The 24,484-nt window shown below is 57.0% G+C and carries 22 protein-coding genes; 14 read left to right on the top strand and 8 right to left on the bottom strand.

The features are described from left to right. The first annotated feature begins 268 nt into the window (after positions 1-268). On the top strand, positions 269-1,636 hold the full coding sequence (locus tag ACTIGC_RS08240; protein ID WP_439633936.1) for a lipopolysaccharide biosynthesis protein: 1,368 nt from the start codon (positions 269-271) through the stop codon (positions 1,634-1,636). Positions 1,637-1,685: 49 nt separating this feature from the next. Here ACTIGC_RS08240 and ACTIGC_RS08235 read toward each other — a convergent pair whose 3' ends face one another. From ACTIGC_RS08235 to ACTIGC_RS08210, 6 genes are read right to left on the bottom strand one after another with little or no spacing between them, the layout of a single operon-like run. Further along, the gene (locus ACTIGC_RS08235) at positions 1,686-2,222 is read right to left on the bottom strand and encodes a hypothetical protein (protein WP_439633935.1); all 537 of its coding nucleotides are present in this window, start codon (positions 2,220-2,222) and stop codon (positions 1,686-1,688) included. 13 nt (positions 2,223-2,235) lie between these two features. Next, positions 2,236-2,805 (bottom strand): hypothetical protein, encoded by a 570-nt coding sequence (locus ACTIGC_RS08230; RefSeq protein WP_439633934.1) that lies wholly within the window; start codon positions 2,803-2,805, stop codon positions 2,236-2,238. Then, positions 2,802-3,782, bottom strand: a complete 981-nt coding sequence (locus ACTIGC_RS08225; protein ID WP_439633933.1) for a hypothetical protein — start codon at positions 3,780-3,782, stop codon at positions 2,802-2,804. Before ACTIGC_RS08225 ends, ACTIGC_RS08230 begins: the two co-directional genes overlap by 4 nt. After that, positions 3,782-4,648, bottom strand: a complete 867-nt coding sequence (gene kdsA / locus ACTIGC_RS08220; RefSeq protein ID WP_439633932.1) for a 3-deoxy-8-phosphooctulonate synthase — start codon at positions 4,646-4,648, stop codon at positions 3,782-3,784. The genes ACTIGC_RS08225 and kdsA overlap by 1 nt, the downstream gene beginning before the upstream one ends. Positions 4,649-4,695: 47 nt before the next feature. Beyond that, positions 4,696-5,826: a glycosyltransferase gene (locus tag ACTIGC_RS08215; protein ID WP_439633944.1), complete on the bottom strand. Its 1,131-nt coding sequence runs from the start codon at positions 5,824-5,826 to the stop codon at positions 4,696-4,698. Between the two features lie 52 nt (positions 5,827-5,878). After that, complete coding sequence (locus ACTIGC_RS08210) at positions 5,879-6,490, bottom strand: sugar transferase (RefSeq protein WP_439633931.1); 612 nt, start codon at positions 6,488-6,490, stop codon at positions 5,879-5,881. A 657-nt stretch (positions 6,491-7,147) separates the two neighbouring features. Between ACTIGC_RS08210 and galE the strand changes: the two genes are divergently transcribed. The 3 genes from galE (at position 7,148) to ACTIGC_RS08195 (ending at position 10,846) form a co-directional block, all read left to right on the top strand. Further along, entirely contained in the window at positions 7,148-8,137 is a 990-nt protein-coding gene (gene galE, locus ACTIGC_RS08205) for a UDP-glucose 4-epimerase GalE (protein ID WP_439633930.1), read from the top strand. Positions 8,138-8,289: 152 nt separating this feature from the next. Continuing rightward, a complete protein-coding gene (locus tag ACTIGC_RS08200; protein ID WP_439633929.1) occupies positions 8,290-8,883 on the top strand; it encodes a polysaccharide biosynthesis/export family protein in 594 nt (197 codons plus the stop codon). 61 nt (positions 8,884-8,944) lie between these two features. Then, positions 8,945-10,846, top strand: coding sequence for an O-antigen ligase family protein (locus tag ACTIGC_RS08195; protein ID WP_439633928.1), 1,902 nt, complete (start codon positions 8,945-8,947; stop codon positions 10,844-10,846). A gap of 74 nt (positions 10,847-10,920) precedes the next feature. Here ACTIGC_RS08195 and ACTIGC_RS08190 read toward each other — a convergent pair whose 3' ends face one another. Further along, entirely contained in the window at positions 10,921-11,208 is a 288-nt protein-coding gene (locus ACTIGC_RS08190; protein WP_439633927.1) for a hypothetical protein, read from the bottom strand. Between the two features lie 317 nt (positions 11,209-11,525). On the opposite strand from ACTIGC_RS08190, the gene ACTIGC_RS08185 reads away from it, so the two are divergent. From ACTIGC_RS08185 to ACTIGC_RS08170, 4 genes are all read left to right on the top strand, one after another. After that, positions 11,526-11,960, top strand: a complete 435-nt coding sequence (locus ACTIGC_RS08185; protein WP_439633926.1) for a hypothetical protein — start codon at positions 11,526-11,528, stop codon at positions 11,958-11,960. Positions 11,961-12,065: 105 nt separating this feature from the next. Beyond that, entirely contained in the window at positions 12,066-13,364 is a 1,299-nt protein-coding gene (locus ACTIGC_RS08180) for an outer membrane beta-barrel protein (protein WP_439633925.1), read from the top strand. Positions 13,365-13,503: 139 nt separating this feature from the next. Continuing rightward, complete coding sequence (locus ACTIGC_RS08175) at positions 13,504-15,738, top strand: GumC family protein (protein ID WP_439633924.1); 2,235 nt, start codon at positions 13,504-13,506, stop codon at positions 15,736-15,738. Positions 15,739-15,891: 153 nt separating this feature from the next. Continuing rightward, positions 15,892-16,302 carry an MbcA/ParS/Xre antitoxin family protein gene (locus tag ACTIGC_RS08170; RefSeq protein WP_439633923.1) on the top strand — a complete coding sequence of 137 codons (411 nt, stop codon included), beginning with the start codon at positions 15,892-15,894 and terminating at the stop codon, positions 16,300-16,302. A gap of 260 nt (positions 16,303-16,562) precedes the next feature. On the opposite strand, the gene ACTIGC_RS08165 is transcribed toward ACTIGC_RS08170, so the two are convergent. Further along, the gene (locus ACTIGC_RS08165) at positions 16,563-18,674 is read right to left on the bottom strand and encodes a peptidase domain-containing ABC transporter (RefSeq protein WP_439633922.1); all 2,112 of its coding nucleotides are present in this window, start codon (positions 18,672-18,674) and stop codon (positions 16,563-16,565) included. Positions 18,675-18,757: 83 nt separating this feature from the next. Between ACTIGC_RS08165 and ACTIGC_RS08160 the strand changes: the two genes are divergently transcribed. The 6 genes from ACTIGC_RS08160 to ACTIGC_RS08135 all read left to right on the top strand — a co-directional run bounded on the left by ACTIGC_RS08160 (position 18,758) and on the right by ACTIGC_RS08135 (position 24,465). After that, on the top strand, positions 18,758-19,987 hold the full coding sequence (locus tag ACTIGC_RS08160) for an HlyD family efflux transporter periplasmic adaptor subunit (protein WP_439633921.1): 1,230 nt from the start codon (positions 18,758-18,760) through the stop codon (positions 19,985-19,987). A gap of 355 nt (positions 19,988-20,342) precedes the next feature. Next, positions 20,343-20,864: a hypothetical protein gene (locus ACTIGC_RS08155; protein ID WP_439633920.1), complete on the top strand. Its 522-nt coding sequence runs from the start codon at positions 20,343-20,345 to the stop codon at positions 20,862-20,864. A gap of 89 nt (positions 20,865-20,953) precedes the next feature. Then, complete coding sequence (locus ACTIGC_RS08150; RefSeq protein ID WP_439633919.1) at positions 20,954-21,601, top strand: hypothetical protein; 648 nt, start codon at positions 20,954-20,956, stop codon at positions 21,599-21,601. Next, a complete protein-coding gene (locus tag ACTIGC_RS08145) occupies positions 21,594-23,594 on the top strand; it encodes a hypothetical protein (protein WP_439633918.1) in 2,001 nt (666 codons plus the stop codon). Before ACTIGC_RS08150 ends, ACTIGC_RS08145 begins: the two co-directional genes overlap by 8 nt. Then, a complete protein-coding gene (locus ACTIGC_RS08140) occupies positions 23,584-24,027 on the top strand; it encodes a hypothetical protein (RefSeq protein ID WP_439633917.1) in 444 nt (147 codons plus the stop codon). Before ACTIGC_RS08145 ends, ACTIGC_RS08140 begins: the two co-directional genes overlap by 11 nt. A gap of 18 nt (positions 24,028-24,045) precedes the next feature. After that, entirely contained in the window at positions 24,046-24,465 is a 420-nt protein-coding gene (locus ACTIGC_RS08135; RefSeq protein ID WP_439633916.1) for a helix-turn-helix domain-containing protein, read from the top strand. Positions 24,466-24,484 lie beyond the last annotated feature (19 nt).

Here is a 24,484-nt window from a genome sequence, read left to right as displayed (position 1 = left end):
TGCCGTTTACCGGCGAGACCTTCGATACCGGCTCCAAGACCGGATATCTGCGCGCCGCCGCCGCTTTCGGCCTTGGCGATCCCGAACATGGCGCGGAAGTGCGCCGCATCCTGGAAGCGCTGCTGAAAGGGTAGGGGGCGGGCTGCCGCAACTGTGGCGCAACTAAATCATTGTTTCAGCATTTGGCTACGAGCGCTCGACGCGTCGACGCCCGTATATTAGCTTGCCAAGCTGAGCAGCGGCGATTTTTTTTGCGGGTGGGGCGGGGGTGAGCTTTTTTCCAGAGGGTGAGCCTGTGCGATCAAAGTCGCTAGTTAACAAGATCACCGGCGACGTTCTGTTACGAAAGCTGGCCAGCAAAGGTCTCCCAGCCCTTTTTATCAAGGTTACGACAGCGGGCTTATCGTTTGGGATGTTTGTCTTCCTAGCGCGTTGGCTGGGGCCGGTTGAATACGGGCGCTACGCGATGCTGTTCGCGCTGGGCACGTTTCTGGGTTTTGTTTGCGTAGGTGGGCTTCACACCTTGGTGCTGAGGCGCTTGCCCGCAATTGAACACGCCGACGTCCCGAGCGATGCTGTCGCCCTCGTGCGCGATGGATATTTGGGGGTACTGGCTATCACGGCAGTGCTCGTGGCTATCCTGCTGGCAGCCGGGCTAGCAGCCGACGTGATAGGGCAACCTTTCTACGCGCCATTGATCGCATGCTTCCTGGCCATGCCGTTTGCATTGGCCGAGTACCAAAGCCATGTCTTACGCGGCTGGGGTTCGGTCAACCTCGCCCTGTGGCCTCGCGATATACTGTGGCGCATCGGCGTGCTAGCGGCTATTGGCCTCGCCGCGGCAACAGGGCTCAGTGTCACAGCCCTTGACGCCTTTGGCTGGACGGCCGGCATTCTGTTGGCGCTGGTGGCCACCCAGTTCGTGTTCGGGCTTCGCCGTGCTCCGGCAGGTGGATTTCAGGGCGCACTCGCGGTACGCGCCGCTCCGATGGCCCGCTTCATAGAGGCGCGGTGGCTCTGGGCGGCGGCGCTGGCGGGTACACTTCTGCCCCAGCTGAGCGTGGTGATTGTCGGTGTGCTCTTAAGCCCCCTCGATGCAGGCGTATTTTTCGCGGCACATCGCACATCTGGCTTGCTGGGCCTTCCGTTGCTCGCCGCTGATATGATCGGCGCCTCAGTAATTGCGAAGGCTTGGGCTGCGGGCAATCGGGCTGAAGTGCAGCGTATTTGCATCCTTATGTCTCTTGGAGCGTCACTGCCCACCCTTTGTGGGATTGTGGTGTTGGCATTTTTTGGAGGGCAACTACTGAGCTTGTTCGATCCTAGTTACGCTGCTCACAAACCGCTCTTGCTGATCTTTTGCGCCGGAGCGCTGGTCAACGCAGCTTGCGGCCCCACAGCGATCTTGATGTTAATGACGGAACGAGAACGCCAGTTCGTCATCATACTTATGCTAACCCAATCAGCCGGATTGGGGCTTATTGCGATCGGTGCATTGGCTTTCGGTTTGATGGGTGCGGGGGCTGCCGCAGCCCTCGCGGTCATAATGTGGAATACGATAGTTTGGATTTGGAGCCGAGCCCGCTTGGGAATTGACCCAACCATCTTTGCCCGATTGCTGCCAACACTGCGATAAAGGCACGCATGCACCGTGACCTAACAATAGCTGCACATAACCTGGACGCTCAGGCTCGTGTTGATGCCCGCGCTTTGCTAGCCAGCAGTATGATAATTAGCAAGGGCACCCCCCAAATGGAAAGCATGCCGATTTTGAGGCTTTCTGATGCGCAGACGGGTAAGAACGCGATTATTGAGGGCCGGTACACCGGATTTCGCCAAGCCAAAAGTGCGAGGATGAAGGCAATCGCGAATGGAGCCCAAAGCCCATCTTCATATGCGTATCGAATGAATAGGTTTTGAGTCCCGTATCCTACATTCATGCCACGACGCACAATTACTGTTACCTCTTCAGCAACACTCGCGCCAATTGAGCGGTCGATGCCAGCGTGGCCGAACAACGGCCGTCGTTCAATCATATCTCCGTACGTATTCCATATAATTGGCCTATTGCTCAGGATATTGTTCAGGGTATGATTGTAGTCATTAAAGGCGGCGTAGAGCGACGCTGCCGCCACACCAATAATTAGTATTGGAGATAAAAATTTTAGAATAGAGGGCCATCGGTTGATGGTCGTCAGAAAAAGGACAGTTGGCATAATCATGGCAAGGCGCGCATTAAGATAGTAAAATGCCTGTGAACTGAATATTGCGTTTTATAGCGTGATAGATCATTGCTATCGCAAATAGCGCTGCAATGTAATTGTCTGAAACTAAAAAACGAACACCAATAAAATGCAATATGGCTATAATTATAGCAAGGCACAGAATGGCATGGCAATATCGCTGTAAAAAAACTAAATACGTATCTTTTGACAAAGTTATAGCAAGCGAAGCAATCACTATGGGCGCTAGAAAGAAATATATTACCGCTGATATTTCCAAATTATAAATAATCAACTTTATAATAGATGAAAATAAAAAAATTAATTTCAATGCAAATAGTGCATAGAAAGCGTTTACATAAGCACGAGAGCGCATATTCTTAAATTGTAAAAATGAAATTATGCAGACAACGCAAAATATAAGTATGGCTACAAATCGGTATTCGGTGCTCGTAGCCATCAAAACGGTAATGCATGCCCAGAGGATGGCGAGAACATCAACGCTTTTTATTTTTCTGCTATGTTGCCTTGTTGATTGCGGGGAGCGAGAAACTAGTTCGCCGAGGTGTGCGATAGAGCTCATGAGGTTAGCCTTTTAATCCAATTTTTCAGTCTATTAGCACGAAAAATCAACAAGCAATCTCGAATTGCAGCTGAAAATGGGCTCCTAAAAATAGTTTTCCAGTAGATAGGACGCTTCGGATTCTCGTTAAGGATCAAACGAATCTCTGCTGAACATAATGGTCTATAATAAAGATTATTCACTTGGGTGAGGTTTATTGAATCACATGGGCGAGATTCCAGAAATTGAGATGAATTGCAAAAATAACTATCATAAACAGCATCGTTATAGCATGAAAATCCTAATACCTTAAATCCCCCAATTAAATAATCAATTGCCACCGTGGACGGTGAAGAAAATATCAATGAGTTATCTTTATTTAGCGGTATTTGGGAACTATATGATTTTATTACTATATCGGGAAATGTTCTACTAAGTTGATCCCGGAATTTTTTGTTCGGGCATGCTGCAGATATATTTGTTATACCAAAGTCGCGACATCTGGATACCAATTTATTTGCTTCATTTAATATCAATGACTCAGAAACGCCAAGATATGGGTCGTTTCCGAACATCAATGTTATTGAGCTAAAAGTTTGAATATTAAGAACTATTGATTCAAGATCAATAGTTCTTACTGATATTGCAGGGTATGGCTCTACTTGAATATGTTGAATATCGACTAAATTTTGTTTAATAATAAATAAATCACCATTGTTTCGAGCGTAGAGACCGCCATCGTGATAGTTGATTGGCTTTCTGGAGTTTATTGGAGTAATAAGACCATCTGCTGTTCTAATAATATATGGCCTTAGATTGGCATTAAATGCCTGAATCAAATCTAAAAATGGTGACCAAGGCAAAGAGGATATAATAACGTCATTGGGAGATAATTTAAATAGGTCGTACAGATTCAATTCCTTTAAATCATTCAATAGATCCGGTGCAAAAACGTCGGTTAGACGGTCGGAATCTCCAAATTTATAGAAGTTCGGCATTACAGGAGATCCACAACCTGATTATGTTTTGCAAGTTTATCAAATTCCTTGAGGTCATTAATGATTTCTGAAAATGTAGACAATGGGATCATATTCGAGCCGTCACTGGGTGCGCTATCCGGGTCCGGATGAGTTTCCATAAATACCGCAGCTACCCCTATGGCGACAGCTGCTCTTGCCAGATGCGGGGCAAATTTGCGTTGTCCACCCGATGAAGTGCCTTGCCCTCCCGGTTGCTGAACCGAGTGAGTGGCGTCGAAAACGATTGGGCAGCCAATATCTTTCATTATGGGGATCGATCGCATGTCTACGACAAGGGTATTATAACCGAAACTGACGCCGCGTTCACATGCCATAACATTCGGATTCCCGGCGCTTACGACCTTTTCGATAACGTTTTTCATGTCCCAAGGCGCTAGAAACTGGCCCTTTTTTACGTTGATGGGTTTACCCGTTCGGGCAGCGGCAACAAGCAGATCGGTCTGGCGGCACAAAAATGCAGGAATCTGAAGAACGTCTACTGCCATCGCGGCAATTGCACATTGCTCAGCTGTGTGAACATCGGTCAGGACGGGAAGGCCGATGGTTTCTCTGATTTCGGCAAATACCGGCAGGGACGCCTCCAAGCCCATGCCCCGCGTTCCAGACGCGCTTGTACGATTTGCCTTGTCGAATGACGTCTTATAGATAATCGGCACACCCATCCGAGCTGAAATCTCTTTGAGCGCCGAAGAGACTTCAAGGCCGTGTTGCCTGCTTTCCAACTGGCACGGGCCGGCAATCAAGGTCAGCGGCAGCCCGTTTCCGATCTGGATAGGTTCTCTATTCAATACCGGGACTGTAATTCTAGAATTCGCGTTGCTCATTGGTGGTTTTACCTAATTTGTTGCATGAAGCGGAGACATATGTATTGTTAGTTACAGTTGTTATTGGCCACGCTTCGTTGAATTTTCCTGGCTTGCAGGTAAACACCCACAGTGTGAGACACCATTTCCTGGATTGTGTAGCTTTTTGCCCGTTCACGGGATGCATGGCTCCATTGGGTCAAGCGCTGGGGATAGTGAAAGGCGTCTGCGAGAGCGTCCGCAATCGCTTCAGCACCCACATCATGGCTGAGAATGCGACCGTTCTCGCCGTCGCGGATAGTTTCCAAAACCCCGCCGACCTCAGTGGAAATCAGGGGCAGGCTAGCGCTGAGCGCCTCCAGCAGCGTGTACGGCATGGCTTCGTAGCGGCTTGTCATGACCAGAACGTCCATTGCGGGCATGAGCTTGCGGGCGTTGGTCCATCCCGTAAATACGATGGCGTCCTGCTCCGCCGCAGCCTCGGCGGCGGCTTTTAATTCGCCATCTCCCACCATGAGGCCAATGAGTTGAGGCAAATGGCGCCGAGCGAGATTGACTGCCCTAACAAAGCGCAGCGGATCTTTCTGAGGAGAAAACCGCCCGACAAAACCGGCCACCCACGCTGATTGAGGTATACCAAGGCGCTGACGAACACCTTCGCGGGTTTCTGTCTCTACCTGGTCCACGCCGTTGATGATCGTTTCGATTTTTCGGTCAGAAATACCAAGTGACCGCGCGTGGCTCGCTTCATCCGCGCTAACGGCTATCAGTGCGTCTGTTGCGAGCGCCAGAAGACGTTCCGCGTTGGAGTAAGCAAGCTTGCTCAACGCCGAGATGTCCGGGTCCATAGTGCGAAAGGCGTGGGGCGTATAGATTCGAGCGCCGGGTATGGAGCCCGGCAATAGTCTTACTAGCGCCCCGGCTTTCGAGGAATGGGCATGCAGGATGTCGAACGGTCCATGGACCCTGATCAATGCTGCCAGCTCCTTCCTGCTTTCTATATCATGAATCCCAACTGACCGATGCATATTGCAGGGAATGGCCTTGCATCCGCTGAGATTGGACAGCGTGGAGACAAACTCCGGTTCTGCCCGCAGGGGCGAGTAGACTATCGCCACCTCGTGACCCAACTGTAGCAGTCCGCCGGCCAAGTCGAGGACGTGGCGTCCAGATCCGCCCCCTGAGGTCTCAAGGCACAAAAGGATTTTCAATTGAAGGCCCTAAAATCTTGATTATCATTCCAAATTAGGATCATGAGGCTCCGCGACTGAACAGGACGGCTGGAACGGTCAATAGGATTATCCAAATATCGCCCAGAACGGACCAGTTCGCAGCATATGAGGCGTCCATGGCCACGCGGTCGTCGTAAGACACGCTATTGCGGCCACTTACCTGCCAAAGCCCAGTAATCCCAGGTTTCACGGAGGCGTAGTCGCCAAAATTTGTTCCATATCGGGCTACTTCATCTTTGATGATGGGCCGGGGACCGACGATCGACATTTCGCCGCGTAATACATTGAAAAGCTGTGGTAGTTCATCAAAACTGGCCTTGCGTATGAACCGGCCAAGGGGCGTTATGCGTGGGTCCTTGCGCAGTTTCTGGTCTCGTGCCCATTCGGTTGCAGCCTCTGCATCAGTGGCGAGCAACGCCTCTAGGCGGGCTTGAGCGTCGATCACCATTGAGCGGAACTTGAGACACTGGAACGTACGGCCGTCTTTGCCGATACGGCTCTGTGAAAAGATGGCTGGCCGTCCATCCTGGAGCCGGATGGCAATCGCCAACGCGAGCATGACCGGTGACAGAAAAACAAGAGCCATCGAAGCTATTGAAACGTCAATCATCCGCTTCGCGGCGCGCTGCATCGCCGAGTGTGATTGAAGCCCACTCGAGGCTTGCAAGTTGAGTGTATGTCCGTTCCCGTCCACGGCGCCGCCCCCGAAATCTTCCCAGCATTGTGCAGTGCAATAGCATTATCCAAGTTTGGCTGCATCCTTTATTGGAAAGCATGCAGCCCTTATGCCAAAGGCTTGTACCTAAAAGGCTACACTGCGAGTGTCTGCGTGAGTAGGGGCAATTTAAGGTTAGCGCCGGTAAATCTGCTTGGGTGCCCACAAATGGGGCAGGGTGGTGCGTACACACAACACCGCACCTCCGGACCTGCTAGCCAGTCAGAAGCGAATTTATCTCCCAAAGGGTCAGCCGGTTTCAGTATTATTATTATATAGTCCGATGGCCGGAGGAACAGCTGGGTGAAGCCAGTGGGTAGCGAGCGTCGGAGGCGTGGCGGCGCCGCTTCCGTGTCAATGCCTACACGCACCGATGACACTTATGGCAATTCAAGACCGGTCACCACGCCATTGAGGTTTGCGGACCCAATTTTTCGTGGCGCGTGATAGCAGTATGGCAGACGTTCGGGATCATCGTCGGTTTCGGGTTGTTTTCCGGTTTCACGTTAGGTGCGGCGATGCTAGGCGTTCATCCAGGTTGTAGTTTTTCTTGCATGATCTGCGGGGGAGTAGATGGCAACAGTTTTGGTGGTTGGCGGAGCTGGCTATATTGGTTCGCATGTCTGCAAGGCGCTTGCCGCCCGCGGAGACGTGCCGGTCGTCTTCGATAATCTCTCAGCTGGCCATCGTGAGGCAGTGAGGTGGGGACCTCTCGTTATTGGCGATATCAGGGACGGGCAGGCGCTGGATCGGGCTTTTGCTGAGCACGAGCCGGTCGCCGTCATGCATTTTGCCGCTCACATCGAAGTAGGCGAAGGGGAACGGGCACCGCTTGCATTCTGGGATAATAACGTCGCAGGCGTGGTCAGCCTTCTCAAGGCCATGGACAAGGCAGGCATAGCGCCGCTGGTGTTTTCGTCCACCTGCGCGGTCTATGGCGAACCTGAGAGTGTGCCCATTAGTGAGGACGAGCCGAGGACGCCGGTCAGCGTTTACGGGCGCACCAAAAAGGCCGTTGAGGACCTGCTGATCGATACAGCCAAAACCGGCCGTCTGCGGTTCGCGAGTCTGCGCTATTTCAACGCCTGCGGTGCCAGCCCTGACGGGGATATTGGCGAGGAACATGATCCAGAGACCCACCTCATTCCCAACGCGCTCAAAGCGGCTGCAGGCCTCGGGCCCGCCATGCAGCTCTTTGGCGATGATTATCCCACTCCGGACGGCACCTGTATACGCGACTATATACATGTGATGGATCTGGCCGATGCGCACCTGAAGGCGCTGGAACTTCTCATTGGCGGCCATGAGGCATTTGCCTGCAATATCGGCACAGGGCAGGGGCTTTCGGTCCGTGAGATACTGGACGCGGTCAAAGACGTCACCGGAAAGGCCGTGCCACACACTATTGCGCCGCGCCGGCCGGGCGATGCAGTCCGGTTGGTGGCCGATACGGCAAGAGCGCACAGCCTCCTCGGGTTCACGCCAACCCTTTCGAGCGCTGAACAGATCGTCGCCGATGCCTGGCGGTTTCATGCGTCCAGATGGGGCGTGGCCTCTCAATAACCGGCCTGGCGCCTCGCCTTCGTCCTGGTGATCTGGTTTGAGCGGTAAAACTGCGTGCCAAGGCTCGGGCCTACTGCTTGCAGATCGGCTGACGATCCATGAAGCTGACCTTAAACGAACCTGCAGGCGCTGGTTTTGCGGAAGTCAGAAAGATGAGGGGATATTATATGGTGCGCATGATTGCCGCTTTGGCTGCTGGGCTCTTCATAATCGGTTGCGTCAGCACAGGTACGACCAGCGAGGTAAGCGTAGATCTTGCGCCGGCGTCCCAGGAACTGCGTGAAGTCAGCGAGTATCGCCTCGGCTCCGGTGACCGGCTTCGCGTGATCGTCTTTGGTGAGGACGCCTTGTCAGGCGAGTATACTGTTGATGGCAGCGGGGCTGTGTCCTTGCCGCTCATCGGCGAGGTGCGAGCTGGCGGGCTAACCCTTCGCGAGTTTCAAAGAGCGGCAGAATCCTCCCTCAGCGAAGGCTATCTCAATGATCCGCGTGTCAGCGCCGAGGTCATGAATTTCAGGCCCTATTATATAATGGGCGAAGTGCGTGAGCCCGGAGAATATCCCTTTACCTCCGGCCTTACGGTTGTGAATGCCGTGGCCACCGCTGGCGGGTTTTCTTACCGGGCGAACACACGGCGCGTTTTCATCAAGCGCGCCGGCGCGGCGCAGGAGGAAGAGTTTCCCCTGACGGTGAGCACGCCCGTCCAGCCTGGTGATACGATCCGAATTGGCGAGCGCTTCTTCTAGGTTTGGGCTCGGTTCCGGACAGCCACCAAAAAATATTCACCGCGTCGGATCGGTTATCGACATGCACCAGGATACCCACACAGGATTGCAGCTCCTGTTTCCTGCGGGATTGCTTCTTGCGCTGATTGGGGCAGCGGCGGTGTTTTTTGGCGCCGACATACCGGCAGCCAAAGCCTATTTTTCGAGCGCGATCTTATTGGTCGCGGCTCTTGGTGTTCTGTGTCTGGACACCCAGCGGCCGACGCCTGGTATCTGGATTGGCGTGGCCGGACTGGGGGCGCTCGCCATTTTGCTCGTAGCGCGCGGACATGTTGATACAGGCGGTCCCGATTTCGGAGCAATTGCTGCGGCTGGCGCACTTTGGCTTGTCGCCCGTAATAGTGCGCGCATCTCAGGCGGCGCAGTATGGGTCTGGCGCGCCAGCCTGGCCGCCGGTGTCATCATCGCGATCTGGTCGTTTCTAGACTTCACCCTGTCGCCGGACCATCTGTGGGGGGTCGAACGGCCTTACCACCGCGACAGGCTGTCGGGCGGATTTCTCTCTGCGAATACCGCTGCAACTTATTTTGGCCTGATCAGCCTGATGGGCCTGACCGAGCTGCTTGCCTGGATCCGGCGGGCCAGTACCAGAGACCAGGGCGTGTCCCGGCACGCTATTGCGCTTTCCCTTGCCCTTGTCGCCACCCTCCTGCCTGCCACCTGCCTTGTCCTGACCGCCTCGCGCGCCGGCATCGCGTTCACAGGGTTTGCTGCACTATTGCTGACTGGTTGGCAGATCTACGCCTGGTCGCGCCAGAGCAATGCAGCGCACCGCAGCCTTGGCCTCGCCGTGGGCAGCGGCGCGGCGTTCCTGGTACTGGCTGGCCTTGTCTGGACCGTATCAGGCGAGCTCGCCGCCAGCCGGTTTGACCGGGTCTTTGATGATACCTCCCGCCAGACGCTTTTTGCTGCGTACTGGCAAGCCGTGCCGCTTGCGCCCTTATGGGGCCACGGCCTTGGCAGTTTTGGCTTCGTCAACGACCTCATCGCCACCAGCCGCAATGCCGCGATACTCGGTAACCAGGGCGCGGCGCATAATGTTTACCTGCAATGGCTCTTGCAGATGGGCTGGGCCGGCACTCTTGCCATGGCAGCGGTCATTGCCGCGCTCGTCATGGCCGTTATGCGCGGTCTGCGCCGCCGCCGCAAAGAGCAGGTATATCTGCGCGCCGTGATCTGTATCTCCATCCTTGTCCTGCTGCATGCGCTTACCGACTACGCTCTCGAAGTGCCGGGCTTTATGTGGTGGTGGGCCTGGGTGTTGGGTCTTGGCTGCGCGGTCGGGGCAGGGGGGCGGGCAGCCCGCCAGGGGGATGTCAGGCGGCGCGCGCAGCTCGGCTTGCTTGCCCGGTGGGCGCCAAGGGCCGGGCTGTCGGTTCTGGCATTAGGATTGGCAGGCGCATTGGGATGGCAGGGCCAGCTGCGCCTTGAGGCTAATGCCGCCTACCGTCTTGGTCCGGAGGCCATCGCCCAGATTGCAGCAAGAGACGCGCTTGCCCCGTCCGCCTATTGGCGCGAAGCTATCGCTTCGCGTGCCATTGAGGCGGATATTCATGATCTGGATTTTGCTGAACGTGCCACCCGCGGGGCACTTGAACGCGAGCCCCGCCTCGTCACGGCCTGGAACCGGCTCGTCTATATCGACATGGCACGGCACGGGCGGTTGACGCCAGATGGCCAGGAGGCGCTCGCGCAAAGTTTTTACCTCAGCCCTTATGGCGCACGCGACATCATGCGCTGGCGTCTTCAGATTACGGCTTTGGCCTGGGCTGAGCTTGATGAGGGTATACGCCGCCAAGCTCTGTCCCAGGCTTTGGTGCTCGTCGGGCGCCGCGCCGACCGGCGTTGGCTCCAGAACTTTGGCGAAGATGCGCCTGCCGACATGCGTGCGGCATTGGAAGAGCTGCTGGGCGGATCGTTGTGATAGATTTGGGTGGTGTACCGGATTGAAGGTGGAAGCGGCGTTGGCGTCCGGCCTGCCTTGCAATTGCGCACTGGCTAGAGCAGTTGTGAAAGGCCCCATGCCGCGCAAACCCAGAACAGGCCATTGCTGACAAGCAGGACGGCCAGTGAGCGGCGCCTGGACCAGCGTTCCCCGATGTCCAAACCGATATCGCTGCCGAGTGCCAAGCCAGCGGCAAGCTGCTGCTGGAGCGCACGTGCCGGCGAAGGGCCGACATCCAGCGTGGCCTCTGTGGCGGCGGCAAGGCTTACCGGTTTCTCAGAGACCGGACACGGCGTACGAGTCTCCTGATCAGGCAATTTGCGCTTTTCTGCACGCATCATTCTTGCTCCTGCAAGACTAAAGACGCCGAAACTCTGCCCTATCGAAGCCTAACGATCTCATAACCGGCGCGAACTTTTGTTGGTTAACGCCAATACTTGGACAACAGATCACGATTCGCCTTGATATGATCACCCGTGCCCTCTGTGCGACACTCACCGGCCAGTGGCTTCGCATGTGACATTTACGCTGCACCGCATCAAAACATGGTGGTTGGCGGGGTGTTGGGGCCGTTTCGTCTCGAAAACACCTTTGCGGCGCTAGCGAGGGGCCGGTGTATCTGGTATGATAATTAAACTTTAGGATGAGGGATTCCGCCATGAAACTCGATTGGAAACTGCCGAAAGCCGCGCTGAGCGCGGTAGCGCTGGGGTCTTTGCCGGCTTTGGGCCTGGGTGTTTCGGCGCACGCCATTGCATTCCTCCAGGAAGCGCCAAGGGCGCAGGAAGTCGCTGACGCTATTGTCGCGGCAGTCGCGGCCGTTGGCCCCGATGCTAGCGCTGACGAAATTGAAGCGGCAATCATCGCAGCGATTGTTGCTTCGGGTGCTGACAGCGCTACGGCAGCCGCGGCCCTCGCGATCGCAGCGTCAAATCCGGTGATGGCAAGCCCTGCCGCTCAGGCGGCCAGTCAGAGCGTTTCCGGGCAGCTGAGCACATCCAGTGTGGCCGGTGTTCCGGGCGGTCCGGCTAGCGGTGCGCCTGTGCCCCCTCCTCCGCCTCCTCCCGGCGGGCGCGGTGGTTCTGACTACTAAGAGCACCGATTGGCCGGGTAGCGCCCAAAGCGCGCCAGGGCTGACACCGAATGACGTGCTCCGTATCGGGCGGGGCATGGGTCTGCATCACAATTGGGGGCCGCAATGGCGGGCAGGAATGACAAGCGGGTAACGGGCGCAGGTCTGACGGCGATAATGCTGATCTCTGCTGCCGGGTCAGGCGTGATCATCAGCGGCGAAGCCTCCGCCCAATGGTTGTGGGACCGCGACCGGAATATCTCGGTCATGCAGCGCCCACGGCCTGAATATGACGCGCTGGGCGTGCGCGCTGGCGCCTTCATCTTCCGGCCCCGCGCTGATCTGGGTGTCGAGTTCAACGACAACATCTTTGCCACGGCTACAGCAGAACAGTCCGACACCATTTTCGTGATCAACCCCTCGATCACCATGGATACAACCTGGTCCAATCACGCCTTCAATGCCTTTGCCAATGTCGTGGCCCGGGAGTATGCCGATTTCGGGTCGGAGAGCACGACCGACTACACATTCGGGGCAGCGGGCCGGCTTGATGTCGCGCGCGGCACAGCTGTGAACCTCTCTGCCTCCCACAGCCGTGCCACTGAACCGCGCACCTCTGCTGGCGCAGCAGGCTCTGCGGCCGAGCCGATCCGGTTTGACACGACGAGCTTTGCCCTTGGCGGCGATCATGTGTTCAACCGTCTGCGCCTGCGCGGCGGCTATGACTTCTCGCGCAGCGATTATGACGATGCTGCCCTGATTGGCGGGGGTGTCGCCTCGCAAGGGTTCCGGGATCGTGATCTGCACCGTTACACGCTGCGCGCAGACTATGCGATCAGCCCGGATACCGCGCTGTTTGTGCGCTATCGCCATAATGAACGCGACCATCGCCTCTCGCCGCCCGCCGTGCCGCTCAACCGCGATTCAAACGGATACACCGTCGATGCGGGCGTCGAGTTTGATCTGGGCGGACTTGCCCGCGGCGAGCTCGGCCTTGGCTATATGAAGCAGGACTATGACAGTCCGGGCTTTGCCAATGTTAACGGTTTCAGCATTGACGGCCTGATCGAGTGGTTCCCCACCCAGCTTACCACGCTGACCTTCACGGCCCAGCGCAGTATCGAAGATTCCGGCATTGCCGCCGCAGCAGGCTATGTCGGTACTGCGGCCTCGGCGCAGCTTGATCATGAGCTTCGCCGCAATGTCATCCTCACCGGCCGCCTCGATTATGGCAGTGATGATTATCAGGGCATTGACCGGGAAGATGAGCGCTGGGGCGCGACCGCCCAGGCGACCTATCTGATGAACCGCAATATGGGCTTGCGCGCATCCTACAGCCATTTCGAGCAGACCTCGTCAGGCGCAGCGGCCAACCGGGATTTCACCGTCAATCGCTTCACGCTGGGCCTGGTGCTGCAATACTAGGCGCTGAATGGCTCTGGGTCCCCTTTTGCAAGCTCTGGCTATCGCGGACAGGCTCCTTTTTATAATAGGAGCCTGTAGCGGTTTATCATGGGCGGGTGCCAGCCGGGCGCGTCAGGTATTTTAAGAGGTAGAGACGGATATGGTGCAGGCAGATCCTGGCAGGGGTAAAGCGGCAGGCAGTGACGATCTGATCGATCTGCGTCATCTGGCCCGCATTTTCCGCCGGCGATTGCCGGTGCTCATCGCAGTGGCCTTTGCCGTCTTTGCGCTGGTCATCATCGTCACCATGCAGATGACGCCGCAATATACCGCCACCGCGAGCGTCATCATCGATCAGCGCCGTTCACAGATTATCGATATGGAAGCGGTCCTGAGCGGGGTGGGATCGGACGCGGCGGCCATCGATACCGAGGTTCAGCTCATTCAGAGCCGGTCCCTGACCCAGAGTGTTGTGCGTTCCCTCGATCTTGTCTCCGATCCTGAGTTCAATAGCGCGCTTCGTGAGCCCTCTGGCCTGGGCGGTGTGATCGCGGGTGTGCGAGGCTTTGTCACGGCACTTTTGCCCTCTCAGATCGTCCCCGCCGGCGATGGCAGTGATGAAGACCCGGCTCTTGAACGGGTAACCGATACGGTCATTGGCCGGCTGACGGCGCGCCGGTCGGGGCTGACTTACGTCATTGGTATCAGTTTTGCCTCTGAAGATCCGGCGAAGGCAGCGCGCATCGCCAATGCCTTTGCTGACCTCTATCTGCTCTCCCAGCTTGAAGCCAGGTTCGATGCGACCGAGCGGGCCAATACCTGGCTCAATCAGCGCCTGGAAGTCCTGCGCGAAGAGGTCCGTACCGCCGAGCAGGCCGTGGAAATGTATCGCGCCGAACAGGGCCTTCTCGATGCGGGCGGGAGTAATCTGACCGAGCAGCAGATCGCGGATCTCAATGCCCAGCTGGCCATTCAGCGCGCCGAGCTGTCGGCAGCGGAATCCTCCCTGCGCAGTGTCCAGACCCAGCTCCAGCGCGGCGCATCGCTTGATACGATCGGGGAGGTGCTGCGCTCGCAAACGATCCGGGCCTTGCGCGCCCAGCAGACCGAGACCAGCCGGCGCCGGAGCGATCTTTCCTCGCGCTATGGCCCGCGCCACCCCGAATTCCTGGCCGTCGAACGTGAAGTGGCTGATCTGGAAGAGCAGATTGACCGGGAGATACAGCGCATTATCGCAGGGCTGGAAACCGAGGTGAATGTCGCGCGCCAGCGCGTGGCGTCCTTGCAGAACACGCTCTCCGGGTTCAGGACCGAGCTGATTACCAATAACCGGGCTCTGGTGCGCCTGCGTGAACTGGAGCGTGAGGCCCAGGCCTCACGCACACTCTTTGAGTCCTTCCTCAACCGCTTCCGTCAGACCAGCGAGCAGGACGAGCTGGCAACGGCCGATGCCCGCATCGTCGCGCGCGCCGCCATACCCCTGGAAGCCAGTTCGCCCAACTGGCTGCTCAATCTGGCCCTTGGCCTGGTCCTGGGCGGCATGATGGGGGTAGGGGCCGTCTTCCTGCTCGAGACCTTTGATAACGGCGTGCGTACTGAAGCCGATGTCGAACGCGAACTGGGCACCGGGCATATCGCCTCTGTCCCGATGCTCGCACGCGGGCGCTTCGGACAAGGCAAATTGCCGGCCGGCAGCCAGCCTTTCGACTATATTCGCGAGAACCCGTTGTCAGGGATCGCTGAAGCGTTCCGTGTCATCCGCTCGGCCATACTCCTGTCCAATATCGATGAGGTCCATAAAGTGGTGGCCATCACCTCGGCTCTGCCCGGCGAGGGCAAAACGACCACGACCTATTCGCTGGGCCGGATATCGGCCATGGCAGGCTCCACTACGATCATCCTCGATTGTGATTTGCGCCGGCGCCTGCTGACCAAGGCGGCCGTGCCAGGCGCATCCAGAGGCCTGCTGGAGGTGCTTGCCGGGGAGTGTTCGCTGGAGGACGTCCTGACCGAGGACGCCGAGCGTGGTCTGCATATTCTCCCCGTCGTGGAGTCGCAGTACACACCGCGCGATGTTTTCAGCTCCGATGCCTTCAGATCGCTCCTCGCCAGTCTGCGGAAGCGTTATGATCTGGTGCTAATCGATACAGCGCCTGTTCTGGCCGTGACCGATACCCGCGTCATCGCCGCGCGCGCCGATGCGGTCATCATGAACGTCAAATGGAAGACCACCCCGCGTGAAGCTGCCAGGAGCGCGCTCGATATTCTGGGCGATGTGAGAGCTAATGTCCTGGGGGTCACACTCGCGCAGGTCGATATGGATGCGCAGGCCCGTTATGGCTACGAAGGCTCGTCCTACTACTACAAGAATTACCGCAGCTATTATTCCGGCTAGAGGTGCTTGAGTGCCGGAAAACACGCCCGGAGAACCAGTCTGAGCGCTCTATGGCGCGGTGGGGCGCGTCGGGTCGAACGATGATCTGGCACCATCAACGATCATCTTGCCAACTGGCGGATATTGAACTGACGCATTGAGGAGGACCTGGGCATGGGCGAAGACAGCTCACGCACCAAGGCGGCACCCGATGAGCCTCTCATAACCGAAGCCGAAGCGGCTGCATTGGCACGCACTGCCGTCCGGTTGTTTGAAAAATGGACGCTTACCGACGATGAGGCCTGTGCAATACTCGGCGGTCTGTCATCAAGCACCTTCGCGCGCTGGAAACAGGGCAAGCTTGAACATATCGATTATGGACTAGCTATGCGGCTCTCTTTGCTCTTGGGCATCCAAAAACGGCTTCGCCACCTCTTTACGGATCCCTGGCGCGGATATGCTTGGGTCAAAAAGCCAAATCAGGTTTTGGGTGGCTTCACACCTGTCGAGATAATGAAGCAGGGCGATATCGCCTCTGTCGTCCGCATACGCGAATACCTGGATGCTGAGAGCGGAGGTCGGTGACAATGAGGAGATCGCTGAATCGGAGTACGGTTCGTGGCAGCGAACTTAATCCGCGTGCCCGCAAATTGGTTCATGAGCCTTACCGGCGCCTGCGAAAAGCTGGAGACTTGGCGTATAGACTACAACTAGAGCAGATGCCACAGCGCGATTGGGTGCAACCTCTTGGCAACTTTGTATAATTAGCTCGCCCCCCTGATCACCGCCGGAAAACTCTAACTTCCGGCTTTCTGCCTATGGTCTGGAACCCTCCGGGTCCTCAATTATTGGGCCGTTTGCTCTGAGCCCGACGCTCGAAGTTGTCCATCAGACATCTCCATTACCCGATCGACATACGCTATCGCCTGTGGCCGATGGGCAATGATGATTTGCGTGACGGGGATTCGCGCAAGGGCCTGTGTAATCCGTTCCTCGCTCTGCTTGTCGAGATTGGCCGTGCCTTCATCCAGCATGAGGATCGAAGGCCTGTTATAGAGCGCGCGGGCTAGGAGGATACGCTGTATCTGCCCGCCTGACAGCGCCGAGCCCATATCGCCTACAAGGCTGAGATAGCCCATGGGCATGGCGGTGATCTCATCGTGAATGGCTGCAGCCTTTGCGCACCACTCTACATGGCGCATATCCAATGCTGTGTCGAAAAAGGAAATGTTCTCCGCTAACGTACCCGAGAGCAGGCGGTCATCCTGCATCACCACACCAATTTGTGCGCGCACCGCACGCCGTCCCAGATGAACAAGATTGCGGCCATCGTAGCCGATGCTGCCCTCTTGCGCGGTATATAGACCAAGAAGCAGTTTCATCAGAGTGGACTTGCCCCCACCCGACCGGCCCACGATGGCGACCTTCTCACCTGGCGCAATATCAAGGTTGATACCGTCGATAACCCACGGCTCATGGTCGCCATACCGGAAACGCAGATTTTGTACGCTGATTGCTCCTTGAAGCTTCTGGGGCAGGGAGGGAAGCTTTTCCTGCGGCTCTTCGGGTTCGGTCTGCGCAATGTCGGCCAGGCGTTCAAGATGGAGGCCGACAAGCCGCCATGAAAAGAGCGTGTTCACCAGTCCGATCGCAGCGCCAGTAAACGACGATCTGTAGGACTGGAATGCGAACAGCATGCCGAGTGTCATGTCTCCGGCGATGACCGCGCGTGCTCCGAGATAAAGAACGATAAGTGTCTGCGCACCTGATAACAACGCATGACCGGAGCCGGACCAGATTCCAAACCGTTCCAGCCGGATGCCGATGTTCAGGTTGGTGGCAAACAGGTTCTGCCATCGATTATGGCGTTGCTCTTCCCGGCCGAAGAGTTTGACCGGGCGGATCGAGCGGATTGTTTCCAGAAAATGCGACTGAACGTCTGCCGAGGTCTGGATCTGTTCCTCAGTCATACGTCGCACATAGGGAAAGCTTGCAAAGCGCGCGATGAAGTACAGCGCGAGAAAACCCAGCACGACTAGGGTGAGCGTTGGCGCATAGAAGAACATGAAGATGAGCGTGCCAATGGCCATCAACCCGTCGAGCGCCGCCCCGATGACTCCCGATGTGATCAGGTTCTGGATCGGCTCGATGGAGCGGAAGCGTGTAACGATGGCGCCCACATGGCGCTTTTCGAAAAAGTCAGCCGGCAGGCGCATGAGATGCCGCAGCAGATTGGCCTGCATCTGGAAGGTCATAAGATTGCCCAGATACATGGCAACAAAGCCGCGTATGGCCGTTATGGCTACCTGCAGGAGTGTTAGGATCAGGAAGCCGATGATCACGGTATTGAGAAGATCAAGATCGGCTTTGGTAATCGCTTCATCGACGACGATCTGATTGACCAGCGGCCCCACGATCACGAAGAGCTGAAGCAAGAGTGACAGGAAAAAGAGCTGCCAGAGACTGCCCGAAAGCCCGCGGATGCGTGACCAGAAATCGCCCAGCTTGAGCGTGGCAACGGTACGCTTGGTTTCGAAAAACGGCGTTGGGGTCAGCTCCAGGGCAACGCCGGTAAAGCTCTTTGACACTTCAGCAAGAGAGAGCTCGCGCTGGCCCCGTGCCGGGTCATGGATAACCGCCTGTCCGCGCTTTACCGAGGCCAGCACCACAAAATGGTTCATATCCCAGTGAAGGATCGCTGGCAGACGGAGCTGACCGAGTTCCTCCAGCTCGCACCGCACGGCCCTGCAGGAGAACCCCATACCGTCTGCTGCCTGCATGAGCCCCTGCAGCGTCATGCCCTTTAACGACAGCGATAGTTTTGCCCGCAGTTCTGCAAGATTAGTCCTGCGCCCATGCCGGGATGCCACCATGGCCAGGCAGGCCAGCCCGCATTCAGAGGCTTCCGACTGGAGAATCGTTGGTATCCGTCCGCGATGGAACAGTTCTTCAATCATGGATAATTGGTTTCCGCCGTTGCCCCGGTTATTGGATTGCTACATCCTGAAGGTGCAGGGTCAATACAGGGGAGCCGGGCCGCATGCTTTTTCGGCGGGAAGTTCTTGAAGCCAGATCCGACACAGGCATGGGCGAGGCGGTGATTGTGCAGCCACGGATACTGGCTGTGATGACGCTAGCCTTTAGCGCCATCACGTTCGGCGTGGCAATCTTTGTGATTTTTGCAGAGTTCTCCCGCAAGGAAACGGTTGTTGGCTATCTGGCGCCCGAGGGCGGTATTGCTACGATCACCCCTGTTGGCGGCGGTGTGGTGGCAGAGCTATTCGTCGAGGAAGGCCAAACGGTTTCGGCGGGTGATCCGGTCATCCGGCTGAGCACCGAGCTTTTCGGGGCCGAGGGTGGCTCAGCGTCGTCTCAGCGCGCTGAGATTGAAAGCCGGATCAGCGAACTGCGGTTGCAGCGTGAAGCCCAGACACAACAATTCAGCCAGCAGCAAGAAAGGCTGCAAGCGCGTCTGATTTCACTCGCCTCGGAACTGGACCGTCTTACGGTCCGCGCCGCCCTTGCAAGCGAGAGTGTTGAAGTCGCCGAGGCGCAGCTTGCCCGCTGGCGAGATCTCGCTGATCGCGGCTTTGCTCCGCGCGCTGATGTCGATCAACGCAGGCAGGGCTATTTGGCGGCGCTTACATCGAAAGAGGATATCGACGCGCTGACCATCCAGCGGCGCAGCGAACGGCGCGAAGTCCAGCATGCCCTCGAACAACTTCCTTTGGACCATGATATCGCTCTGTCGCGGCTGCGTAGTGAAGCGGCTGCCCTCTCACAGGCTCGCCAGGAGTTGGACCGCGCCGCCGGCTATGTGCTCAGCGCTCCGGTGAGCGGGCAGATCACAGCCATACAGGCCCAACTGGGTGCTACGGTGCGCCCGGACCAACCCCTAGCCGCCATACTCCCCGAAGGCCAGGTCCTCCAGGGCTATCTTCTGGTGCCGACGAGTGCTGCGGGCTTCATCGCCAACGGCCAGGACGTGCGCTTGCGCGTCGATGCCTTCAACTATCAGCGCTTTGGTACGCTGAGCGGGCATGTGATCGAGATTTCGACATCGGCCTTGTCACCAATCGAAGTTGCCGGCCCTATTCCGGTAAGCCAGCCGGTATATCGGCTCCGGGTGGAGCTTGGGCAACAGGCATTGGCGGCCTATGGCGACGAGCGCCCTTTGCAAGCCGGTATGACCGTGATGGCCGACGTGATCGTGGACCGGCGCCCGTTATGGCGATGGTTTATCGATCCAGTGATGGCGGTGCGTGCGTGACGAAGCTCCATTTAACATGCTGCACTAAAAGATAGAAAGACATCTCTCCACAACTAAAACAAGAAACAAAAATTGAAAAAGTTGCTCTCGTTTCGGTTGTGTGTAGGGTGCATGAGGTTGCAAATGCGATCAAACAAGTAGCAATTTTTGGAGAAGTAGGTAATGAAAACCCTTCAAGCTGATGAAGTCGCTCTGGTTTCCGGTGGAGCATTCCCATGGTTCGAAAATTGGCAAGATTTTGGTAATGAAGCGAACCTTCCTTTCACTTCGAAACTCGGAGAAATTATCGATTGGATGAACAGGCAAGTGGACGCAGGGCCACAGCTGTCCGTGTCTGAGGATAGGGCTCTTCGAAGTGCTTAGGTTTGACCGTTCAGAAGATGCCACGTTAGTGGCATCTTCTATTCTGCGTAGAGAAAAAAGTTTTCTACTTTTTGTGGTGAAGATAATTTCTCTGGGCGCGGCAATAAAGCTTTTAACAACAGCTATATCGTTGTTTTTGTTCGCACCAGCAATACAGTTTTTGATACAATTTAATTTTTCGGCGTTTCTTTGGGGCGGCGGCGGCCTATTTGTTGTATTGGTTTTTGCCCCAATTGTTGAGTCGGCTGCTATAATACTAATTATTGAAATTTTTAGATTTAATAAGGCCCTTCGCATTTTTGCTGCGATTATAGTTGTTCCGTGTGTGGCGTTCCTGATGCACGATGGGTTCGTGCACTCAACATCAGCGGCCATGGCATTTGGTTTGTACGCCTTGTGTTATTTGCATTACCGGGTTCAATATAATTTTTTAGAAAGTATTTTTTGTTTAAGCATTATGCACTTCGGGTCAAATTTAGTGGCGGTTATATTTTCGGTCCTTTTAGTAAATTGATATAAAATACTGTAAGGCGCGCAGTGATTTAATGGTCATCCACTGTCGGAGTGCTGATGTTATCACGCAATTATCGCTGGCCGACCTCAATGGTTGTCATCGAGTGCGCCACTTTGGCTGCTATCCGTGAGCCCCGAGCAGTGGTGTTGGCAGGAGTTTGCAATCGACGCCGTAATGCGATTTACGCGGTAGTTGTAAGCGCAGAAATTATACGTATAAGTAGCATTGCGGCAGTAGGGGGTTGCGTAAAAAGTGAATTACTACAAATGATTGATTCTCTAGGGGCAGCTGACCGGGTTGGGGATTTGGCCGGAGGGGGCGACGAGGCGACCAGAAAATTCTCGTTACCCAGTTTCGGGGCGAGCATTCAGCTTATTGCATCCCATCGCGGTCTCGCTGCGGAGCAGGAGCTGATTGAGTTTCTGGGACTTGCCCGCCTCATGCAGATTTATGATGGCGCCGATCCGAGCTTTCCTGAAGCGGTGGAGATTGCGCGCATTTTGAGTGTGCCGATCACCTCATTTGTGCCGGTTGACCCTGGCTCCATTCGTGAGCTCGATATTGCTTATGCTGAGTTGCTGTACGCTGCAGCGCCGCTTTCAGCCGGGCAACGATCGGCCCTGGCCTCTCATCTGACGGATCTGGCCGGGGAATTGCTCACAGGCGGGTTGAAAGCTGTAACTGCTGAACCGGTCTTGCAACCAGCCCCTCTCAACGGAGGGGGTGGCCATGAATAACGCCGCTGTCATCGCGCTGATCTGTTCGGACGGCGACCGTGCCCGCGTGTGGGGGCTTGCAGCCTGGCTGATGCGCCAGGGCAGTCCGGTCGTCGTTGGCTGGAAAGCGGAGACCGATCCTGTGCCCGGCTGGCTCGTCGTATGCTATTCGGAAGCGACTGTCGAAGACCTTGCGGTCAGCCGCGCTGTTGCCGGATTTCTCCGGAGCGCGCCGCGCGAACGCCTGGTACGCGTAGAGCTTGGCGGCAGCAGCGAAGAGCCGGCCTTGCCGCCAGTTCTCGCCTGCGACCGCGGACCGGACGGGCTTCTCGTGTCTCTGCCGCCGCCATTTCTTGCGGGGTCCATCTACCCTGACCGGGAGCCGGCCGATATCAATGCGGTGGGCAAAAAGATTCTGGATTTGGCTGGCACAAATGTGCCCCGGACACGGCGCGGGCTTTATCTGCGCAGCTCTTTTATCGCACTGACGGCTGCCGTGGCGATCTGCCTGGCGCTTGGAATTTTCAACGTCCACCTGGGCAACGAGCTGCAACTCAGCCGTGCTGCCGAGGCCGAAGCCATCCGCTTTGCGGACAGCCAGCTGATCGAGATCGCTTCCCCCTTGCAGGCGAGTGCCCGCCAGAGCGTGATGATTGCAGCCGGAGAGGCCGTCCTTGAACGCGGCATGCCGCCTGCGCCAACGCCCGATGACGTGGCCAGACGAATGCGGCTGCTGACCTGGCTTGCCGAGGCGCGTGATCTTGCCGGTGATCGGTCAGGTGCTGCGCAGGCCTTTTCAATGGCACTGGCGCTAGGCGAGGGCGGGCCCGGCCTGCGGGCAGATGCTGGCAGCCTGCTGGCTTTTGCCGAACTGACATCATCAGCCGGTGTGTCTGCCTATCGCGCCGGCGATATGGCAAGAGCGCGTGCAATGCTCGATACAAGCCGGGAATATGCCGATGCGCTCCTGGCGCTCACCCCGGACAATCGTGATGCACGCCAGCGCGCAGCCAGCGCCCATCTGAACGCGGCGGTCATGGCCTTGGAGAGTGGCGAGGCCGGTCTGGCGCTCGACGATCTTCGCGTAGCGAGAGCTGGCTATGAGGCGCTGCAAGGTGAGTTCGGTGAGTATGCAGGCGAGCTGGCAAATGCGCTGGGCTGGACAGCGGACGCCTACAGGGCCGCTGGCCAGCTGGCAGAAGCTGCCGATGCGCGCCGGGATGAGGGGGAAATTTTTGCCAGACAGCTGGCCGAGGAACCGGCCAATCTTCTCACCGCATTCAGGCTGGCCAGCGCCGTGCATGGCGAAGCCGCGCTAAGGGTGGACACCGGTGACACCGCCAGCGCCGCGGCGGCGCTGGAGCAGGCCGCATCGCTTCTGGAAGATCTCACCGCACGCGATCCTGAGAATGCGCGCTATCTGCGCCTGCTACTGGTTGTGCAGCGTGACCGGGCCGAACTGGCGCTATTCGATACGGCGCTGATCCGCGCCCAGCTGCTGATCGACCGGGCGCGGCGGCTGCGGGCAAGCCGTGATCCGCAAGGCAGCTATGACGGCCGTGTGCTGGAGAATGCCAGTTTCGACATTCTCTCCGGTCAGGTCGCGCTTGCGGCCGGTGCTTATGATGAGGCGGCTGTCAGCGCGGCCAATGCACTTGCCGGTCTGACATCCGAGCTGGAAGCGGGCCGCGCCAATGCGCGCCTGCTTGCCCTGAGGGCTCAGCTTCTACGCCATGATGCCTTCATCGCGCTGGGAAGGCCTGAGACGCAGCGTGTATTGCGTGAAGCCATGGCGCTGATCGGCGATGTCGATCTGATTGGCGACCTGCGCATGAATGATCTGGCATCGCGCGTTTACTGGCTCGCAGGCGAGCGTGATCAGGCGATGACGATCCGCTCAGAGCTTGAAGAAGCGGGCTATGCGCGCCCCGACTATCTGAGTTTCTGGGCGCGTCCCGAGGCTCCAGAGACCGCGTCGAACCTAAATACCGAAGGGACAGACAATGAAGGCTAGGAACGATACCGATATCTTTACCGGCGCTGGTCATGAAGGCCCCAACGTCCTGCACATCCTGGTAAGGGTCTATCCCTATCAGGAAGTAGCCGGCGGCGCCGCACAGACCGCCCATAAAGTCTATGTCGGAGCCAGTTCCGGCGACTTCCAGATCACCTATCCGACACGGCTCATTTTCGCACTGGCGGCTGAGGAGTGGGAGTTCCACGAGTTCGAGCTGGACGGGAAAATCTGGCCTGGAATCGCCATATTTCCGCAATCGGATGATTTCGAGGTAAGCTTCGGTGATCCAGAACGCAGAAGTGTCGTACTTGAAGATGCGTGCGAGATCATGAAGTCATACCGCTATCAGATAATCGTCAGGCACCGGCAGACCGGTGAGCTGGCGGCCTGTGATCCAGCCATCGAAAACGGTGACCGGGAGCGGGTCTAGAAACCGGATACAAAAGCCATGGCGTCTAAAGACAGTCCACGAACGCCTAACCTTATCGACCGGCATGTCGGGATCCGCATCCGCCTGCGCCGCCGAGTCATGCAGATCTCCCAGCAGGCGCTCGCGGCCAAGGTTGGGATTACCTTCCAGCAGCTTCAGAAATACGAGAACGGGGTCAACCGGATCGGCGCAGGTCGGCTTTATGAGCTGGCTCGTGCCTTGGAGGTGCCCGTTGGCTATTTTTACGAGGACGTTGACCAGGCGGTAGATACCCTGAAGCGCAACGAGGATGAAGCAGCGGCAATCTCAAACTTCGTCGGAAGCCGGGAAGGGGTGCAACTCGCCCAAGCCTTCAATCGTATCGAAGACCGCAAAATCCGCCGCCACCTGTTGCAACTGGCTGGCTCTCTGGGTGAGGCGCCGGCAAAAGGAAAATAGGCCGGGAAGGTGATGCCGG

The sequence above is a fragment of the Glycocaulis sp. genome (genome assembly GCF_051859565.1).
Classification (GTDB): Bacteria; Pseudomonadota; Alphaproteobacteria; order Caulobacterales; family Maricaulaceae; genus Glycocaulis.
Note: the sequence above shows the minus strand (reverse complement) of the source record. Positions and strands in the feature narration are given on the sequence as shown.

Coding starts and splice junctions, on each gene's coding strand:
- ACTIGC_RS08170 (WP_439633923.1), top strand. CDS start 15,892: ATGGGCGAAGACAGCTCACGCACCAAGGCGGCACCCGATGAGCCTCTC.
- ACTIGC_RS08235 (WP_439633935.1), bottom strand. CDS start 2,222: ATGATTATGCCAACTGTCCTTTTTCTGACGACCATCAACCGATGGCCC.
- ACTIGC_RS08190 (WP_439633927.1), bottom strand. CDS start 11,208: ATGATGCGTGCAGAAAAGCGCAAATTGCCTGATCAGGAGACTCGTACG.
- ACTIGC_RS08185 (WP_439633926.1), top strand. CDS start 11,526: ATGAAACTCGATTGGAAACTGCCGAAAGCCGCGCTGAGCGCGGTAGCG.
- ACTIGC_RS08165 (WP_439633922.1), bottom strand. CDS start 18,674: ATGATTGAAGAACTGTTCCATCGCGGACGGATACCAACGATTCTCCAG.
- ACTIGC_RS08230 (WP_439633934.1), bottom strand. CDS start 2,805: ATGAGCTCTATCGCACACCTCGGCGAACTAGTTTCTCGCTCCCCGCAA.
- galE (WP_439633930.1), top strand. CDS start 7,148: ATGGCAACAGTTTTGGTGGTTGGCGGAGCTGGCTATATTGGTTCGCAT.
- ACTIGC_RS08160 (WP_439633921.1), top strand. CDS start 18,758: ATGCTTTTTCGGCGGGAAGTTCTTGAAGCCAGATCCGACACAGGCATG.
- ACTIGC_RS08210 (WP_439633931.1), bottom strand. CDS start 6,490: ATGCAGCGCGCCGCGAAGCGGATGATTGACGTTTCAATAGCTTCGATG.
- ACTIGC_RS08150 (WP_439633919.1), top strand. CDS start 20,954: ATGGTTGTCATCGAGTGCGCCACTTTGGCTGCTATCCGTGAGCCCCGA.
- ACTIGC_RS08145 (WP_439633918.1), top strand. CDS start 21,594: ATGAATAACGCCGCTGTCATCGCGCTGATCTGTTCGGACGGCGACCGT.
- ACTIGC_RS08225 (WP_439633933.1), bottom strand. CDS start 3,782: ATGCCGAACTTCTATAAATTTGGAGATTCCGACCGTCTAACCGACGTT.
- ACTIGC_RS08195 (WP_439633928.1), top strand. CDS start 8,945: ATGCACCAGGATACCCACACAGGATTGCAGCTCCTGTTTCCTGCGGGA.
- ACTIGC_RS08135 (WP_439633916.1), top strand. CDS start 24,046: ATGGCGTCTAAAGACAGTCCACGAACGCCTAACCTTATCGACCGGCAT.
- kdsA (WP_439633932.1), bottom strand. CDS start 4,648: ATGAGCAACGCGAATTCTAGAATTACAGTCCCGGTATTGAATAGAGAA.
- ACTIGC_RS08200 (WP_439633929.1), top strand. CDS start 8,290: ATGAGGGGATATTATATGGTGCGCATGATTGCCGCTTTGGCTGCTGGG.
- ACTIGC_RS08175 (WP_439633924.1), top strand. CDS start 13,504: ATGGTGCAGGCAGATCCTGGCAGGGGTAAAGCGGCAGGCAGTGACGAT.
- ACTIGC_RS08140 (WP_439633917.1), top strand. CDS start 23,584: ATGAAGGCTAGGAACGATACCGATATCTTTACCGGCGCTGGTCATGAA.
- ACTIGC_RS08180 (WP_439633925.1), top strand. CDS start 12,066: ATGGCGGGCAGGAATGACAAGCGGGTAACGGGCGCAGGTCTGACGGCG.